The following is a 17,086-nucleotide window of genomic DNA, read 5'->3' on the forward strand; positions in this document are numbered from 1 at the left end:
GCTCGAGGAGTGCCCGTCGACCCAGGTGACGCCGCAGCTGCGCAAGGAGATCGGCGACCGCCTGGTGAAGTCGCTGGGCAACATCGGCTACCAGAACGCCGGGACGGTGGAGTTCCTGATGGACGAGCAGCGCAAGCTGCACTTCATCGAGATGAACACCCGCATCCAGGTGGAGCACCCCATCACCGAGATGGTGACGGGCGTGGACCTGGTGAAGAGCCAGATCCTGATCGCGGCGGGCGCGAAGCTGGGCGAACTGGTGAAGCCGCCCGTCGAGATGCGCGGGCACGCCATCGAGTGCCGCGTGAACGCCGAGCACCCGGAGAAGTTCACGCCGTCGGCGGGGAAGGTCACCGTCTTCCACCAGCCGGGCGGCACGGGGGTGCGCGTAGACACGGCGGCGTACGCGGAGGGCGTGATCCCGCCGTACTACGATTCGCTCATCGCCAAGCTCATCACGCACGGCAAGGACCGGGAAGAGGCGATGGCGCGGATGCAGCGCGCGCTCGACATGTTCGTGGTCGAGGGCATCTTCACGACCATTCCCATGCACAAGAAGATCCTGGCCGACGCCGACTTCCGCGCGGGCAAGTACGACACCAAGTTCATGGAACGCTTCCTCGCCAAGAAGGAAGAGAAGAAGGCTGCGATCAAAGAGGTTCTTTCCGCCTAGCGACCCATGAGCCGACTCGTGCGACTCCCGCGGCTCTATCCCATCCTGGACGCAGCGCTGTTCGCCGGCGAGAAGGACCCGGCGCTGGCCATGGCGCGCTTTGCGGAGAAGCTCGCCGCGGGCGGCGCCACCCTCATCCAGCTCCGGAACAAGCAGGGAACCGCGCCCGAGGTGCTTTCGCAGGCGCGTGAGGTCCGGCGGGCCGCGCCGCACGTCCAATGGGTCATGAATGACCGGGCGGACCTCTGCCTGGCGGCCGGGTTCGAGGGCGTGCACGTGGGCCAGGAAGACCTGTCGCCGGCAGGCGCGCGAAAGGTCGTCGGCGAGCAGCGTTGCGTGGGTGTTTCGACGCATAATGCTGGGCAGCTGGGGGCGGCGGACGAGGGGCCGGCGGATTACGTCGCCATCGGCCCGGTGTTCGCCACGGCGAGCAAAGACAGGCCGGAGCCGGTGGTGGGCCTGGAAGGCGTGCGACGGGCGCGCGCCGCCACCCGGAAGCCGCTGGTGGCGATCGGCGGCATCACGCGTGCCAACTGCCGCGGGGTGATCGAAGCCGGCGCGGACGCGGTGGCGGTGATCAGCGATCTGCGCGTGAAGCCGCGCGCAGCGGTCGAGGAGTTCCTACAGATCCTGCAGCAATAAGGATGCCATGAGCACAGACGCGGCAACGGACGCGAGACTGCGGAACGGCGAAGACATCCACGACGCCGGGCTGGTGAAGGGCCTCGGGCTGACGAGCGCGACCACGCTGGTGATGGGCTCGATGATCGGGTCAGGCGTGTTCATCGTGGCGGCCGACATCGCGCGCACCACCGGCTCGCCCGCGCTGCTGATCGCGGCCTGGGTGGTGACCGGCTTCATGACGGTGAGCGCCGCGCTGGCCTATGGCGAGCTGGCGGCGATGATGCCGCACGCCGGCGGGCAGTACATCTACCTGCGCGAGTCGCTGGGGCCGCTGTGGGGGTTCCTCTACGGCTGGACCTTCTTTCTCGTGATCCAGACCGGGACGATCGCGGCCGTCGGCGTGGCGTTCGGAAAGTTCCTGGGACACTTCTTCCCCGCGGTCTCGTCCACCAACTGGATCCTGGGATTGCACTGGAAGGCGCCGAAGATCCTGCTCGGACCGGTGGAGCTCGGCGGCATGGACGTGGGGCTGAACACCGCGAACCTGGTCGGCATCCTGACCATCGTCATCCTGACGGTGGTCAACCTGTTCGGCATCCGGACGGGCGCGCTGGTGCAGAACGTCTTCACCTTCGCCAAGACAGCGGCCCTGGTTGGACTAGTGCTGCTGGGCGCCTTTGTCGGCGCGAACTCGCAGGCCATCGCGGCGAACTTTGTTAACGGCGCATTCTGGAAGAACTTCTCGTGGGACGCCACCTTTCCCGTCTCCGTCGGGGCCAGCGGAACCACGGCATTCGTGGGCGTGCTGACCGTGATCGCGGTGGCGCAGGTGGGCTCGCTGTTCTCTTCCGACGCGTGGAACAACGTGACTTTTACCGCTGGCGAGATGAAGAATCCGAAGCGCAACCTGCCGCTGGCCCTGGCGGTGGGCACCAGCGCCGTCATCCTCCTCTATATCGCGGTGAACTACATCTACCTGCGGGTGCTGCCGCTGGCGGGCAGCCCGGCCGCGATCGACCTGCTGGGGAAGGGCATCCAGTTCGCGCCGGAAGACCGGGTGGCGACCGCCGCGATGCAGGTGATGTTCGGTGCGGTAGGCGCGAGCCTGATGGCCGCCGCCATCCTGGTCTCCACCTTCGGCTGCAACAACGGTCTGATCCTCTCTGGCGCACGCGTGTACTACGCCATGGCCAAGGACGGGCTGTTCTTCAAGAGCGTGGGGAAACTGCATCCGGCGTACAAGACGCCCTACGTCTCGCTCGGCGTGCAGGCGGTGTGGACGTGCATCCTGTGCCTTTCGGGCACGTACGGCCAGTTGCTGGACTACATCATCTTCGCGGTGCTGGTGTTCTACATCCTCACCATCGTCGGGTTGTTCGTGCTGCGCGTGAAGCAGCCGAACGCGGAGCGTCCGTACAAGGCGTTCGGGTACCCGGTGCTGCCGGCCATCTACATCGCGATGGCGCTGTTCGTGGACGTGGTGCTGCTGCTCTACAAGCCGCAGTACACGTGGCCGGGACTTGCCATCGTGCTGCTGGGGATTCCTGTATATTTCCTGTGGTCTCGCAGTTCCGCTGCCCGGACCGGAGCCCGGGCCTAATCCGGAGAAATCATGGCTGATATCTTCAAACGAAAGTCGCTGGACATGCTGATGGCGGAAGCCTCAGACACCAGTGAGCATGGACTGAAGCGGGCGCTCGGTCCGGTGAACCTGGTGACGCTGGGCATCGGCGCCATCATCGGGGCGGGGATCTTCGTGCTCACCGGTTCGGCGGCGTCGCTGTACGCCGGTCCGGCGATCGTCCTGTCGTACGTGTTGGCGGGCATCGGCTGCGTGTTCGCGGGCCTGTGCTACGCGGAGTTCGCCTCGATGATCCCGATCGCGGGCTCGGCCTACACCTACGGCTACGCCACGCTGGGCGAGCTGGTGGCATGGATCATCGGGTGGGACCTGATCCTGGAGTACGCGTTCGGCGCGGCGACGGTCGCTTCCGGATGGAGCTCCACGCTGGTCGCCTTCCTGCAGGATTACGGCATCAACCTGCCGCCGCAGATCTGCGACGTGCCGGGCGCGAAGTGGGCGATGGTCGACGGGCGCTGGGGCCCGGTGGGCTCCTTCAGCATGGAGGAGCTGGCGCGGGCGACGCAGCACACCACCACGGTCTTCAACCTGGTGGCGTTCCTGGCCATCATCGCGGTCACCATCATCCTGATCGTGGGCATCAAGGAATCGGCGAACTTCAACACCGCCATCGTGTTCGTGAAGCTGATCGCGGTGCTCACCTTCATCGTGGTCGCCGGCATGTACGTGATCCAGCACATGGACGTGGCGAAGCAGAACTGGAGCGTGTTCCTGCCCACGAACAGCGGGACGTTCGGGCACTACGGGTGGTCGGGCGTCTTGCGCGGGGCGGGCGTGGTGTTCTTCGCGTACATCGGGTTCGACGCGGTCTCGACGGCGGCGCAGGAAGCCAAGAACCCGCAAAAGGACATGCCCATCGGCATCCTCGGGTCCCTGGTGGTCTGCACCGTGCTTTACATCCTGGTCTCGGGCCTGCTGACGGCGACCGTGCACTACTCGCGCCTGAACATCGGCGCGCCGGTCTCGCTGGCGATGCGCGAGACGGGCGTGCACTGGGGCAGCTACGTGGTGAACGCGGGCGCCCTCGCGGGGCTCAGCACGGTGATGCTGGTGATGCTGCTCGGCCAGTCGCGCGTCTTCTACTCCATGGCGCACGACGGGCTGCTGTGGAAGTGGGCGGGCGACATCCACCCGAAGTTCCGCACGCCGTGGAAGTCGACGGCGATCGTTGGGGTATGCGTAGCCATCATCGGCTCGCTGGTGCCGATCGGCGACCTCGGCCAGATGGTCTCCATCGGCACGCTGATGGCGTTCGTGATCGTATGCGCGGGCGTGTGGGTGATGCGCGTGAAGCGCCCGGAGGTCCACCGGCCGTTCAAGACGCCGTGGGTGCCGTTCGTGCCCATCATGGGCATCCTGATCTCGCTGGCGATGATGCTGGGCCTCAACGGCGTGACGTGGCTGCGGCTGCTGATCTGGCTGGCCATCGGACTCGCCATCTACTTCCTCTACGGCGTAAAGCACAGCAAGGTGCAGCGCGGGGAAGTGGTGCACGTGGAGAACCCGCCGTCGGGCGACACCTACACGGCGTCGACGCGGAAGAAGTAGCGACGCTGCTCGGACGGCCCGGAGCTTCGGCTCCGGGCCTTTTGCGTTTAGAATCCGCGGCAGGTGAAGCCCATCCTGAAGCCGCTGCGGAACCTGAGGCTCGTGCTGATGTTCCTGGTCTTTCTCGGGATCGTCGGCGTGGTCGGATTTCGCCTGATCGAGGGCTGGCCATGGCTGGACTGCGTGTACATGGTCGTGACCACGTTTGCGACCGTGGGCTACATGGAAGTGCATCCGCTCTCGCATGCCGGGCGCATCTTTAACGTCTTCCTCATCGTGGGCGGCGTGGGCACGGTATTCCTGGCGATCGGGGCCCTGACGCAGGCTTTGCTAGAATTCGAGCTCGGCAAGATCTTCGGGCAGAGGCGCATGGAGCGCGACATCGAAAAGCTCAGTGGGCACTACATCATCTGCGGCGCGGGACGCGTGGGCCGCAGCGTGGCGCGCGAGTTGGCGCGCAAGCCGGCGCCGTTCGTGGTGATCGAGACGAGCGAGGCCCGCCGCGACAAGCTGCCCGAGGACTGGCTGGTGGTGGTGGGCGACGCCACCCAGGAAGCCACGCTGCGCGCGGTGCACATCGAGCGCGCGGTCGGGCTGGTGGCGGCCACGACCACCGACGCCACCAACATCTACATCGTCCTGACGGCGCGGGGACTGGCGCCGCGGCTGCGCATCATCGCGCGCGCCAGCGAAGAAGACGCGGAGAAGCACCTGCGCACCGCGGGCGCCGACAGCATCATCTCGCCGTACTCGTTCGCCGGGCACCGCATCGCGCAGCAGTTCCTGCGGCCCAAGGTGCTCGACTTCCTCGACCTCGCCACGCTCGACCCCAACGTGGACCTGGAGATCGAGGAGATCCAGGTCGCGCCGGCCTCGCAGCTGGCGGGCGTCACCATCGGGGAGTCGCACATCCACCAGCAGCTCGGGGTGATCGTGCTGGCCATCAAGCGCGACGGCCAGACGATGAAGTTCAACCCGGCGGCCGGCGACGTGATCCGCCCCAACGACTTCCTGATCGCCATCGGGGAATCGAAGAGCCTGCGCAAGCTGGAGCAGAGCGCCGCGGCCGCGGCGACCCGCTAAGGCCAAAATGAAGATCGTCACTGCCGCCGAGATGCGTGAGATCGACCGCGCAACCAGCGAGCGCTTCGGCGTGGCCTCGAGCACGCTGATGGAGAACGCCGGCGCGGCGGTCGCCGACGTCGCGCTCGCGCGCTGGCCGGAGGCGCGGCGCGTGGTCGTCGTCTGCGGAAAAGGGAACAACGGCGGCGACGGGTTCGTCGCCGCGCGGAAGCTCTCGCAGGCCGGCAAGCAGGTGGGGGTGGCGCTGCTCGCAGCCGCGAGCGAGCTGAAAGGCGACGCGGCGCAGATGTTCGAGCAATTGCCGATGGAGTCGACCGAGCTCACCTCCGGGGGCGAACTGCGCGAGGCGGTGGAGGAGGGGCTGTTCGATTGCGATTTGATCGTCGACGCGCTCCTGGGAACCGGAGTGAAGCCGCCGGTCACCGGGCTCTACGCCGAGGCCATCACGGCGATGAACGCGGCGAAGGCGCCGGTGCTGGCGGTGGACATCCCCTCGGGCGCGGACAGCGACGCGACCGGCAAGCCGAGCGGCGCGGTGGCGCGCGCGAACGCGGTCGTGACCTTTACCGCGCCCAAGCCGGCGCACCTGTTCGCGCGACTGACCGACGGGCCCACGTTCGTGGCGCCCATCGGGTCGCCCGCGGAGGCGATCGAGTCGAAGCTGGGGCTGAACCTCATCACAGCCGCGGATTTCGCGGGTTTGCTGGCGCCGCGACGGGCCGACGCGCACAAGGGCGATTTTGGCCACGTGCTGGTCCTCGGCGGGTCCGCCGGCAAGGCGGGCGCGGCGGCGATGGCGGGCATGGGCGCGCTGCGCGCCGGCGCGGGGCTGGTCACGGTCGCGACCCCGCGGTCGGTGCAGAAGCTGGCTGCCAGCTTTGCGCCCGAGCTGATGACCGAAGGGCTGGAAGAGACGGAGGCGGGCGGCGTCTCGCTCAAAGCGATGGAATACGGCCGGATGGAGAAGTTGTGCGCCGGCAAGAGCGTGCTCGCCATCGGGCCGGGGCTCGGGCAGGACGCCGAGACAGTGGAGTTCGTGCGCGCGCTGGTGAAGCAGGCGAAGCAGCCGGTGGTGCTCGACGCCGACGGCCTGAACGCCTTCGCGGGCACGGCACAGTTGCTCGACGGCAGCCGACGGCCGCTGGTGCTGACGCCGCATCCGGGAGAGTTCGCGCGGCTCACCGGAAAAGACATGGCGGCGATCGCGGCGGATCCGGTCGGGCTGGCGTTGAGCTTTGCCAAAGAGCATCGCTGCACGCTGGTGCTGAAAGGTCACCGCACCATCGTGGCGACGCCGGAGCACGGAGTCTGGGTGAACGCGACCGGGAACCCGGGGATGGCGAAGGGCGGCAGCGGCGACGTGCTCACAGGAATGATCGCGGGCATCTCTTCGGGCGCGAAGCAATGCTCGGGCGAGACCGCGGGCGCGGCGGTGTACCTGCACGGGCTTGCCGGCGACCTGGCGCGCGCGGCCGACAGCGAGCCCTCGATGGTAGCCACCGACATCCTGGGCGAGATCGGCGACGCGTTCCGCGTCGCGGCCGAAACTGTGCACCACGAAACCGTGGTGATCAATCCCTGATGCCGACGAAGGAATTCACCACGCACTCACCGGAGGAAACGGTCGCGCTCGGGCGGAAGCTCGCGCGCGAGCTCGCGCCGCCGAAGCTCGTCGTCCTGACCGGCGACCTTGGAGCAGGGAAGACGACGCTCATCAAGGGGATCGCGGAAGGCTTTGGGGCAGCGAAGCAGGAAGACGTGACCAGCCCGACGTTCACGCTCATCCATGAGTACCGCGGCCAGGGCGCCGACGTCTTCCACATCGACCTGTATCGCGTGGACACGCCGCGCGAGCTGGAGACGCTCGGCCTCGACGACCTGCGGAGCGATCGCAGCGTCCTCCTGATGGAGTGGGGAGAGAAGTTCGCGCGGTTCAAGAAGGAGCGGGACGCGGAGATTCGTTTCGAACGGCGCTCCGAATCGGAGCGACGGATCGTGCTGATCCAAGGGGCCGCGGCGAGCAGCTAGCGGCGTGCCGCCGGCCGGCGACGGTACCGGCCAAGCCACCCACGTCAAAATCCCATGATGTTGTACCCGCAATCGACGTAGAGCACCTCGCCGGTGATGCCACTGCCGCCGTCGGAGGAGAGGAAGACGGCGGTGTCGGCGACCTCGTTGACGTCGACGTTGCGCTTGAGCGGCGCGCGCTCGGCGTGGGACTTGAGCATGTCGCCCAGGCCGGAGATGCCGCGCGCGGCCAGCGTCTTGATGGGGCCGGCGGAGATGGCGTTGACGCGGATCTTCTGCGGGCCGAGGTCGTTCGCCAGGTAGCGCACCGAAGCTTCAAGTGCTGCTTTAGCTATTCCCATCACGTTATAGTGGGGAACGACTTTCTCGGCGCCGTAATAAGTAAGGGTGACGACCGAGCCGCCGTCGGTCATGAGCGGCTGGGCGTGGCGCGCGACCGCGATAAGCGAGTAGCAGCTGACGTCGAGCGCGACGCGGAAGCCCTCGCGCGTGGTCATGACGAAATCGTTCTTCAGCTCGTCGGCGGGAGCGTAGGCGACGCTGTGGATGACGGTGTGCAGCTTGCCGTAGCGGGTCTGCAGGCGCTCGAACAGGCCGGCGAGCTCCTGGTCGCTGGCGACGTCGCACTGGAAGGCCTCAGCGCCGGGGAGCGACTGGATGAGGTCGTGGGCCTCTTCCTTCAGGCGCTCGTTCTGGTAGGTGATGGCGAGCTGCGCGCCGGCTTCCTGCAGCCGCTGCGCGATGGCCCAGGCGATGGAGCGCTTGTTGGCGACGCCGAACACGACCGCGGCACGCCCTTCCATGGGTTTCGTCATGAGTCCCCCCGAAACGAGACAGGATAACAGCGGACTGCCGGATTGCCGAAGTGCGGAACTGCGGAATCTGAAACCGGTCAACGCTCCGCGTCGTGTTCTGGATTCGCCGGCACCGACTCGCCGTGCGCCGGCGCCGCGCCCATCTCGAGCGGATAGGAGCCTTCGGCGGCCACCGGCTCCGGCTGGAGATATTTTTCCGGCGGGGCGACGGGCCAGATGGCCGCGAGCGTCGCCAGCAGGTAGAGCGCGCCGACCATGAAGAAGCCGTAGGTGAGCGAGGTCTTGTGCGCGGTCACGCCGACCATGTACCCGACGCCGATCTGCAACGCCGTTCCAGCGAAGTAGAACAGGTTCTGCACGCGCCCCATGAAGTGCTTGGGGACGATCTCCATCATGGTGCTGGAGATGCCGATGCCGCCGACGCCGCGCGCCGAGCCCATGACGGCGTAGATCAGGACGGCGAGCGCGAGCCAGCGCGAGACCGGCAGCACGAACAGGCTGAGCGCGAGCAGCGCCATGGACATCGCGACCGAGTGGCGCGAGCCCATGCGCTTGATGAGCGCGGGCGCGTAGAGCGCGCTGAGGAAGGCGCCGATGCCCCAGCCGGCGTTGAGCCAGCCATATCCGATGGCGCCGGCGTGCAGGATGCGGTCGGAGAACGGGGCGGTGATCACGCCCTGCGTCAGCATGGCGCCGATGAACAGCGCCCACGCCGCGCCCAGCAGGATGACGTACGGCTTGCCGCGGACGTAGCCGATGCCCTCCCGCAGCTCGTGGAAGTAGCGCGCGACCGTGCCCTCAGGCTTCGGCCCGCTGTCGTGCGGCTTCACCACCTGCCGGCCCTTGCGCACGAACAGGTAGCAGAGGAACGAGATGAGGTAGGTCGCGAAGTCGATGACGAGCACGCCGCCCAAGCCGATGCGGTCGTAGACGAACCCGACGATCGAGCCGGCGATGAGCCACCCGCCCTGCACGCCCGCCAACAGGAAGGTGTTGGCGTGGACGAACTCCGACTCGGGCGTGAGCTCCTGGATGAGCGCGGTGATAGTGGGCCAGAACATCCAGAAGCCGGCGGCGACGAACACCGTCATGAGGTACAGCAGCCAGGTCTTGGCCTCGCCGCGCAGGGCAAGCGCGGCGACGACGGCCACCACGACGGCGCGGCCGGCGTCGAGCATCATCACCAGGTGGCGGCGGTCTTCGCGGTCGATGATCACGCCGGTGAAGGGCAGCATCAGCATGCCGGGCAGCGTGCCGAGCACGGCAAGCGTGCCGAGGGCGATCTCGGAGTGCGTCCGCTGCAGGATGGACCAGGTGACGGCGGCGGTGTTCATCCCGCTGCCGAGCATCGAGATGATGTTCGCCGCGAACACGAAGCGCAGCCCGCGTTGCTGGAGGATGTTGCGCATGACCCGGTGCGACCAATCTATCGTGGGCCCGCGGCTTTTGGCGATGGCCGCCAGGACGAGGGGAGTACCGCCTATAATCGAGGACGCCTCGCCAGGAGGACTGACTGCGAGCCAGAACCTTGGGCGCCACAGGCGCCACATTCGGGCTGTGCGCCGGCATGCTGTTGGCCGCGGCGCCCGCGCCGGACTCCCGCACGCTGGAGGCCGTCTACCTGGACGGCGCGGCCGCGCGCCTCGTGCTGGCGGACGCGCCCAAGCCGGTGACCGTGGGACCGTGGCGACTGGGGCCGCGCGTCACCGACACCAAGCCGCGCGATAAGCGGCTCAACCTGTACCTGGTCGCGCCCGGAACCCAATACCACCTCGAGGGCAGCGAGGACTACGACCACAACGCCATCATCAACGCGCTGCCCGCGCCGGGGAAGTCGCGCGAGTACGACGTCTACTGGGCGCTGGTGCTCGACCCCAAGCTGAAGACCGACTTCCGCAACGAACGCGACCTGCTGTTGGCGGCTCAAGCCACCTTCGTGCCCGGCGACCTGTTCGAGTTCGAGGACATCCCGGCGGACTCCCTGATGCGCACCTACCTGAAGGTGGACTCGCTGGAAGACCTGGCCAAGTTCCGGATGCGCGACGGCACGCTGCCGCGGGTGATCATCGTGCCGGCGGGGTTCGCCATCACGGCGTCGGCGCCGGAGGATCTGTGATTTGTGATTGGTAATCTGTAATTTGTAATTTGGAATTGGTCGAACCGAGTTTCCCAATTACAAATTACAAATTGCAGATCACAGATCAAACCGAAGTGGCTTCTTTCCTGCGCTCGCTGGTGCTCACGGTGAAGCCGGAGGTGGTCGCGGCTGCGGGCGTCTCGGCGGAGGCGCGCCGCGTGGTCGAGGAAGCGCAGCGCGCGAACGGCGCCGGCAAGCTGGTCGCACTGGCGGACGGGCAGCCGGTCCGCGGACGCATCGACATGCTGCTGTGCGCCGCCGGCCACGAGGCCAAGCTGCGGGCCGCGCTGCCACAGGTCTCCGAGCACGGCGTCGTCCTGCTGCACGACCGCGAGGCCGCCCTGGCGCTGGAGCGCGAAGGACTGCTTTCGGTGGTGCTTCTCCCGACCAGCCAGCCGCTGGTCCTGGCGCAAAGGAAAAAGCCGGGAGCACCGGCCTCTGGCCGGCAGGAGTGAGGGCGTCCCGCCCTCACGGAGGCGTGGAGGCCTCCGCGCCAGCCGACCTGGAGGTCAGCGCTCCTTCTATTCTTGCCTTCCGGTGAGGAAGGGAAGTACGATGCGCGCGTCTTCGCACGTCCCCAGGCACATCCCTGCTGCAACCCCCGGCAGCCAGGGCCACGGAGGTCGCATATGCGCACCCGACGCTGGCTCGCAGGCGTAGCTGTCCTGCTGCTCGCGTGTGTCGCCGCCTCGCCGCGCGCGGCCGCACAGCTCACCGCCATCAACATCACCGCCGGCTCGCCCGCCGACCTGGAGTTGCAGGCCATCGGGAAAGAGACCGACGCCGCCAAGCAGAAGGCGATGTACACCGAGTTCGTCGGCAAGTACGCCTCCGACCCGATGGCGGCGGCGTACGGCTACTCGCAGCTTGCGCAACTGGCCGCCGCCGGCGGCGACAACAAGGCGGCGCTGGCCTTCGGCGACCAGGCGCTCGCGGCCGTGCCCGGCAACCTCGACCTCTACGTCTCGCAGGTGACCTTCGCGCAGAACGCCGCGCTGAACGACAAGGTGTTCGACTACGCCGCGCGCGGCGGCAAGCTGGTGAAGAGCATCGCCGACGCAAAGAAGCCCGAGGGCATGAGCGACGACGACTTCGCCAACCAGAAGGAGCAGATGAAGCAGTCGGCGGCGCCGGCCTACGAGTTCCTGGAGAACGCGGCTTACGCGGCGGTCGCGCGCGAGAAGGACCCGAAGCAGCGGCTGGCGTACGTGCAGGCGTTCAACGAGTCGTTCGTGGAGTCGAAGTACGAGGGCCAGCTCTCGCAGGTGGCGATCTGGACGCTGCAGCAGCTCAACGACGCCGCCGGCGCGGTGGCGTACGGCGAAATGGTGCTGGCGCAGAAGCCGGACGAGCTGCCAGTGCTGGTGATGATGGCCGACATCTACGCCGATGAGCCCAAGGGCGCGAACCTCGCCAAGGCGGTGCAGTACGCCCAGCACGCCGTCGAGGTGGCGAAGCCGGAGGCGCCGGACGCGGACGACGCGCGCAAGCTCTCGGCCGCGATCGCCCGCTCGGCGCTGGGCCGCGCCCTGATGAAGCAGAACAAGATGGCCGCCGCCGCCGAGCAGTTGAAGCTGGCGGCGCCCGCGCTCAAGTCGAACGCGCAAGCCTACTCGACCGTGCTGTTCTACCTGGCCAACGCGTACTCGCTGCAGAAACAGTACGCGCAGGCGAAGGCGGTGCTGACCGAGGCCGTCGCCGTGCAAGGCCCGTACCAGCAGCAGGCCCGGGGGCTCCTCACCAAGGTGAATGCCGAGATAGCCAAAGGGCGCTAGGAGACGACGACGGATGGCGACACCCGGAGCGGCAGCGCAACAGGTTCACGAATCCGCGATCGAGATCACGCGCGGCAACTTCAAGCTCGCAGCCGAGCGGCTCGGGCTCGACAAGGACATGCAGTTGCTCCTCTCGACGCCGTTCCGCGAGTTGCGCGTCGAGATCCCGGTGCGCATGGACGACGGGCGGTTGCAGGTGTTCATCGGCTACCGCGTGCAGCACAACGGCGTGCGCGGCCCGGCGAAGGGCGGCATCCGCTACCACCCCAACGTCGATCTCGACGAGGTGCGCGCACTGGCGGCGGCGATGACGTGGAAGACCGCGGTGGCGAACATCCCCTTCGGCGGGGCGAAGGGCGGCGTGACCTGCGACCCGAGCCAGATGTCGCAGAAGGAACTGGAGAAGATGACGCGCAAGTTCACCTCGCGCATCCACCTCATCCTCGGGCCCTATCGCGACGTGCCCGCGCCCGACGTGAACACCAACGCGCAGACGATGACGTGGCTGTTCGACGAGTACTCTTCGGCGCACGGCTACACGCCGGCGTGCTGCACCGGCAAGCCGGTGGACCTGGGCGGCTCGCTCGGGCGCGAGCAGGCCACCGGCCGCGGCGTCTCGTTCATGGTGCGCGAGGCGGCGAAGGACCTGGGGCTCGAGTTGGGCAAGCTGCGCGTCTGCGTGCAGGGCTTCGGCAACGTGGGCTCGAACGCGGCGCTGCTGATCGAGCGACTGGGCTGCAAGATCGTGGGTCTCAGCGACGTGAAGGGCGGCGTCTACAGCGCGAAAGGCCTGCCGGTCGAGGAGGTCCTCGTCCACCTGAAGAAGACCGGGTCGGTGGTGGGATTCCCGGGCGGCGAGAGCTTGACCAACGAAGAGCTGCTGGAAGCCGACTGCGACGTGCTGGTTCCCGCGGCGCTGGAATGCGTGCTGCACGGCGGCAACGCCGCGCGGGTGAAGGCCAGGCTGATCGTGGAAGGCGCGAACCTGCCGACCACGCCCTCGGCCGACGAGATCCTCCACAGCAAGGGCGTGATGGTCGTGCCCGACATCCTGGCGAACGCCGGCGGCGTGACCTGCTCGTACTTCGAGTGGGCGCAGAACCTGCAGCAGGTCTTCTGGGAAGAGGCGCACGTCAACAGCGAGCTCGACAAGATCATGGGGAAGGCCTACCGCACGGTGGCCGACCGCGCGAAGTCGGAGAAGGTGCAGCTGCGGACGGCGGCGTACGAGGTCGCGATCGAGCGCGTGGCGCGCGCCGAGAAGCTGCGCGGCACGTAAAGCCTGATATCCTGAACGCGATGGCGGACCGAAGCATGAACGAGCGCGAGCTGCGGAGCGCGCTGGCGCGCGAAGAGCGCGACGCGGAGCGCCTGTTCGGGCGCACGCGCGAGACCAGCCTGCTGCTCGCCGAGGCGGTGCACAAGTCGCGGACCAACCGCCGCAAACTGCGCAGCGTGTGGCGCGACATCGCCGCGCTGCTGCGCATGCTGCGCGCTTGGAAAGACAAGACCTACACCCGGCTGCCGAAGAAGACCATCGTGGCGGCGCTCGCCGCCCTGCTTTACCTCGTGAACCCGATGGACCTGCTGCCCGACGTGCTGCCGCTCATCGGCTTCATCGACGACGCCGCGGTCATCGGGCTGGTGATGGCCGCCATCCGCGACGATCTCGAAGCCTTCCAGGAGTGGGAAGGCACCATCGAGATGTAGTTACAGGCCGATCTTCGCGGTCTTCCGCAACTCACCCAGCTTCGCGCGATAGTCCTTCGCCTTCTGCTTCTCACCGGCCGCCTCGGCCGTCTTCACCGCGCCGGTGATGGCGTTGAGCCGGTTGGGCGCGACCTTCAACACGGCCTCGTATTCGGTGAGCGCGTCGGCCGGGCGCCCGGCGGCGACCAGCATGTTGGCCAGGTTCTCGCGCGCCGGGATGATCGGGCCGGGCGTGACCGGAGGCTTCTCGGTCGCGTCTTCCAGGTCGGCGGCGGCGCGCGCGTGCTCCAATGCCTTGTCGGTGTCTTTCTCCATCATCTCGGCCCAGGCGAGCAGCTGGAGACGCTGCACCTCCACCTGGTCAGACCAGAACTTGTCGCCCTTCTGCGCCAGCTTCTCACGGATGGCGTACAGCTTGCCCACGATGTTGCGGAGCTTGGTGTTGTCCATCAGGCGATTGCCGTTGGCCGGCGGCGGCATCTGCCCGATGCCCAGGCCCTTGGCGAACCACGTCATGGCGTCGTTGTACGTCTCGCCGGTGGGGTCGGGCAGGGCCGCGGCTTCCTTCCACTGGCGGCGCTCGACCGCGAAGCGCGCCGGGATGGCGGCGTCGGCGTAGCCGCCGATGGGATTCAGGCCGTCCTTCTCGCGGATGCGCTGCGCCTCGATCAGCAGCTCGCGCGCCTCGACCGAGCGTCCGAGCTGCAGGTATCCGTACTCCATGTAGTCCATGGCGTGCAGGCGCTGGTTGTAGGCTTCGTTGGTCCTGGCGGTCTTCTGGTCGCGCTCGGCGGCGGCGGCAGACTTGCGATTCGACTTGATGGCCTCGTCCCACAGCCCCAGCCGGATGAAGATGTGCGAGGGCATGTGCTGCGCGTGCGCGGAGGCGGGCGCAATGGCGGCGTAGCGGCGCGCCGCGGGCAGGGCCTCGGCGGCCAGCGGCGGGAAGTCGGAGGCGTGGATGATGTAGTGCGCCAGCCCGGGATGGTTGGGCTGCTTCTCGAAGATGGGGACCAGGATGTCGCGCGCCTTGCGCTGGTTGGCGTAGGTCTTGTCGCCCTTGGGGGCGTTCACGTCCAGGGCCAGGGCGTAGAAGATGGCGGCCTCGGTGTCGTCAGGGTAGTCGGTGTGCAACTTCGCCATCGCCAGCTCATAGGCGAGCGCGCGCTCGCGCAGCGGCTTGGACTGGTCGGCGAAGATGTTAGCAATGGCCTCGAGGTAGCCGCGCTCGCGGGCGGTGGTCTTCGTGTTCGCCTGCGCGATCTCGCGCGCCTTCGCGACCGCGGCGGCGCCTTCGGCGAACTCCATCTGCTCCCACAGGCCGCGATAGTGCGTCATCGCCACGCCCCAGTACGCCATGGCGCACTGCGGGTCCTGCTTCGCGACGTCTTCGAACGCCGTGCGCGCGTGCTCGTATCCGAAGGAGTGCAGGATGGCAACGGCGCGCTGGAACTTGGGCTGCGCCGCGGCCGAGCACGAGGTCGCGAAGTGCACGGTGCCGAAGTTCTCGCCGGCCGGCATGGCGTGCTGGTGGCCTTCGTCGGCCAGCGCGGGGGTCAGCAGGACAGCCAGAACGAGCAGCAGGATCCGGGAATGCATCGATCTCCTCCAGGTACGGCGATCTTCGGGGCCCAGGAAACGCGCCGAAAAGGATATCGCAAACCGGCGCGCGGGGTTTCGATGCGCCGAGACTCCCTAGCGCTTCACTAATTCGTCGGAGAGCAGGTGCGCCTTGAGCGCGAGGTTGTGGGCGCGGACGACGTCGCCCTGCTGGTCGGCCGTGCGCGCCTGCTGCTGGTAGGCGCGGATCTGCTCGACCATGGCCTTCTCGTCGCGACTCAGGCTGCGCTTCAGGTTGCGCAGGTTGGTGTCGGTGGCCTCGAGCAGTTGCAGCGTCGTGCGCTTGCTGTCGGTCGCCTCGTCGTGCGGCATCGCGGAGGAGATCTGGTTGCCGGCAGGCGCGCTCTCCTGCACCGTGACTCGCGGCGGCGGGGCCGCCGCGGCCGTGGTTTCTTCTTCCGGCTTCGGCGGAGGCACCACGACCTTCTTCACCGGATGCGCAGGTCGCGGCTTGGGCTTCGGCTTGGCCGCAGCCGCGGTCTCGGCCGGCTTCGGCTCTTCCGCCGGCGGTGCCTGCGAGGCCGTGGCCGGCAGAGGTTCAGCCGGCTTCGGCTCCGTCACGGTCGGCGCCTGCGCCTGCGGCACGGTCGCGGGCTGCTTCTTGCGCTTGAACCAGCTGCAGCCCGTGGTGGCGAGCGAAAGCAGCACGGCCAGCAGGACGAAATGGCGAACAGCATTCATTCAGACGGTACTCACTAGGATGCACTACCCGCCCTGGGCAGCCACTTCCTTTTCGTTGTTACGAACGTCCACCGCGCCCTCTGCCCGATCGACCAATGGGAGTTGGAGATGGAAGGTGGCGCCGCGGCCCGGCTCGGACTCGAAGTCGACCTTCCCATTGTGCAACTGCAGCACGCGATATGTCATGGCCAGGCCGATGCCGGTGCCGGATTTCTTGGTGGTGAAGTAGAGATTGAAGACCTTGTCGCGCAGCTCGGGCGGGATCCCGGGACCCTGGTCGGCGACCGTGATGAAGGCCTGGTCTCCACGCGCGGCGGTGGTGATGGTGAGCGTGCCGCCGGAGCCCGCCTCCATCGCCTGTACGCCGTTGAGCGCGATGTTGAGGGTCGCCTGCTTGATGAGGTCGGCGTCCACGTTGGCGCGCACCGGCGCAGGCGCCATCTCGTGGACGATGCGCACCCCGTGCCGCTGCGCTTCCGGAGCGGCGAGCACGACCACCTCTTCCACCAGGCGCCGCAGGTCCACTTCCGCAAGTCGCAGCTCCACCGGGCGCGTGAAATCCACCAGCGTCTGCACCACGCGATCAAGCCGCCGGATCTCGTTGCCGATGATCTCCATGTGGCGGCGGGTGTCGGGGTCGACCGCCTTCAGCTTCTCGCGCAGCACTTCCAGGTGGACGACGATGGCGTTGATGGGGTTCTTGACCTCGTGCGCCACGCCGGAGGTGAGGCGGCCGATGGCGGCGAGGCG

Annotated in this window: 17 protein-coding genes; 12 read left to right on the plus strand and 5 right to left on the minus strand. The window is 67.7% G+C overall.

What is annotated here, in order from left to right; translation table 11 throughout:
- The 7 genes from VLA96_11390 to tsaE all read left to right on the plus strand — a co-directional run.
- A partial coding sequence (locus VLA96_11390; protein ID HSE49803.1) for a carbamoyl phosphate synthase occupies positions 1-673 on the plus strand: 673 nt, incomplete at its 5' end.
- 18 nt (positions 674-691) lie between these two features.
- Positions 692-1,315: a thiamine phosphate synthase gene (gene thiE, locus VLA96_11395; GenBank protein HSE49804.1), complete on the plus strand. Its 624-nt coding sequence runs from the start codon at positions 692-694 to the stop codon at positions 1,313-1,315.
- A gap of 7 nt (positions 1,316-1,322) precedes the next feature.
- Positions 1,323-2,897, plus strand: coding sequence for an amino acid permease (locus VLA96_11400; protein ID HSE49805.1), 1,575 nt, complete (start codon positions 1,323-1,325; stop codon positions 2,895-2,897).
- Positions 2,898-2,909: 12 nt separating this feature from the next.
- Positions 2,910-4,487: an amino acid permease gene (locus VLA96_11405; GenBank protein HSE49806.1), complete on the plus strand. Its 1,578-nt coding sequence runs from the start codon at positions 2,910-2,912 to the stop codon at positions 4,485-4,487.
- A 63-nt stretch (positions 4,488-4,550) separates the two neighbouring features.
- Entirely contained in the window at positions 4,551-5,570 is a 1,020-nt protein-coding gene (locus VLA96_11410; protein ID HSE49807.1) for a potassium channel protein, read from the plus strand.
- 7 nt (positions 5,571-5,577) lie between these two features.
- Positions 5,578-7,152, plus strand: a complete 1,575-nt coding sequence (locus VLA96_11415) for an NAD(P)H-hydrate dehydratase (protein ID HSE49808.1) — start codon at positions 5,578-5,580, stop codon at positions 7,150-7,152.
- A complete protein-coding gene (tsaE, locus tag VLA96_11420; GenBank protein HSE49809.1) occupies positions 7,152-7,598 on the plus strand; it encodes a tRNA (adenosine(37)-N6)-threonylcarbamoyltransferase complex ATPase subunit type 1 TsaE in 447 nt (148 codons plus the stop codon). The genes VLA96_11415 and tsaE overlap by 1 nt, the downstream gene beginning before the upstream one ends.
- A gap of 44 nt (positions 7,599-7,642) precedes the next feature.
- Here the strand turns inward: tsaE and VLA96_11425 are convergent, their stop codons facing one another.
- Complete coding sequence (locus tag VLA96_11425; protein ID HSE49810.1) at positions 7,643-8,413, minus strand: enoyl-ACP reductase; 771 nt, start codon at positions 8,411-8,413, stop codon at positions 7,643-7,645.
- A gap of 77 nt (positions 8,414-8,490) precedes the next feature.
- On the minus strand, positions 8,491-9,822 hold the full coding sequence (locus VLA96_11430) for an MFS transporter (GenBank protein HSE49811.1): 1,332 nt from the start codon (positions 9,820-9,822) through the stop codon (positions 8,491-8,493).
- A gap of 119 nt (positions 9,823-9,941) precedes the next feature.
- Here VLA96_11430 and VLA96_11435 point away from each other — a divergent pair, with 119 nt between their 5' ends.
- The 5 genes from VLA96_11435 to VLA96_11455 all read left to right on the plus strand — a co-directional run bounded on the left by VLA96_11435 (position 9,942) and on the right by VLA96_11455 (position 14,035).
- Positions 9,942-10,529: a hypothetical protein gene (locus tag VLA96_11435; GenBank protein HSE49812.1), complete on the plus strand. Its 588-nt coding sequence runs from the start codon at positions 9,942-9,944 to the stop codon at positions 10,527-10,529.
- A gap of 95 nt (positions 10,530-10,624) precedes the next feature.
- On the plus strand, positions 10,625-11,005 hold the full coding sequence (locus VLA96_11440; GenBank protein ID HSE49813.1) for a hypothetical protein: 381 nt from the start codon (positions 10,625-10,627) through the stop codon (positions 11,003-11,005).
- A gap of 174 nt (positions 11,006-11,179) precedes the next feature.
- A complete protein-coding gene (locus VLA96_11445) occupies positions 11,180-12,325 on the plus strand; it encodes a hypothetical protein (GenBank protein HSE49814.1) in 1,146 nt (381 codons plus the stop codon).
- Between the two features lie 13 nt (positions 12,326-12,338).
- Positions 12,339-13,604, plus strand: coding sequence for a Glu/Leu/Phe/Val dehydrogenase dimerization domain-containing protein (locus VLA96_11450; protein ID HSE49815.1), 1,266 nt, complete (start codon positions 12,339-12,341; stop codon positions 13,602-13,604).
- A 20-nt stretch (positions 13,605-13,624) separates the two neighbouring features.
- Complete coding sequence (locus tag VLA96_11455) at positions 13,625-14,035, plus strand: DUF1232 domain-containing protein (protein HSE49816.1); 411 nt, start codon at positions 13,625-13,627, stop codon at positions 14,033-14,035.
- Here VLA96_11455 and VLA96_11460 read toward each other — a convergent pair whose 3' ends face one another.
- From VLA96_11460 to VLA96_11470, 3 genes are all read right to left on the minus strand, one after another.
- Positions 14,036-15,634, minus strand: a complete 1,599-nt coding sequence (locus VLA96_11460; GenBank protein ID HSE49817.1) for a hypothetical protein — start codon at positions 15,632-15,634, stop codon at positions 14,036-14,038.
- A gap of 96 nt (positions 15,635-15,730) precedes the next feature.
- Positions 15,731-16,336: a hypothetical protein gene (locus VLA96_11465; protein HSE49818.1), complete on the minus strand. Its 606-nt coding sequence runs from the start codon at positions 16,334-16,336 to the stop codon at positions 15,731-15,733.
- A gap of 24 nt (positions 16,337-16,360) precedes the next feature.
- Positions 16,361-17,086, minus strand: a 726-nt coding sequence (locus VLA96_11470; protein HSE49819.1) for an ATP-binding protein, incomplete at its 5' end; no start/stop codon positions are given.

This window comes from Terriglobales bacterium (genome assembly GCA_035457425.1).
Classification (GTDB): domain Bacteria; phylum Acidobacteriota; class Terriglobia; order Terriglobales; family Acidobacteriaceae; genus JACPNR01.

Bases quoted from the DNA above. Each gene is read 5' to 3' on its own strand.
- VLA96_11405 (HSE49806.1), top strand. From the start codon at position 2,910: ATGGCTGATATCTTCAAACGAAAGTCGCTGGACATGCTGATGGCGGAA.
- VLA96_11450 (HSE49815.1), top strand. From the start codon at position 12,339: ATGGCGACACCCGGAGCGGCAGCGCAACAGGTTCACGAATCCGCGATC.
- VLA96_11460 (HSE49817.1), bottom strand. From the start codon at position 15,634: ATGCATTCCCGGATCCTGCTGCTCGTTCTGGCTGTCCTGCTGACCCCC.
- VLA96_11400 (HSE49805.1), top strand. From the start codon at position 1,323: ATGAGCACAGACGCGGCAACGGACGCGAGACTGCGGAACGGCGAAGAC.
- VLA96_11445 (HSE49814.1), top strand. From the start codon at position 11,180: ATGCGCACCCGACGCTGGCTCGCAGGCGTAGCTGTCCTGCTGCTCGCG.
- VLA96_11430 (HSE49811.1), bottom strand. From the start codon at position 9,822: ATGCGCAACATCCTCCAGCAACGCGGGCTGCGCTTCGTGTTCGCGGCG.
- VLA96_11465 (HSE49818.1), bottom strand. From the start codon at position 16,336: ATGAATGCTGTTCGCCATTTCGTCCTGCTGGCCGTGCTGCTTTCGCTC.
- VLA96_11425 (HSE49810.1), bottom strand. From the start codon at position 8,413: ATGACGAAACCCATGGAAGGGCGTGCCGCGGTCGTGTTCGGCGTCGCC.
- VLA96_11455 (HSE49816.1), top strand. From the start codon at position 13,625: ATGGCGGACCGAAGCATGAACGAGCGCGAGCTGCGGAGCGCGCTGGCG.
- tsaE (HSE49809.1), top strand. From the start codon at position 7,152: ATGCCGACGAAGGAATTCACCACGCACTCACCGGAGGAAACGGTCGCG.
- VLA96_11415 (HSE49808.1), top strand. From the start codon at position 5,578: ATGAAGATCGTCACTGCCGCCGAGATGCGTGAGATCGACCGCGCAACC.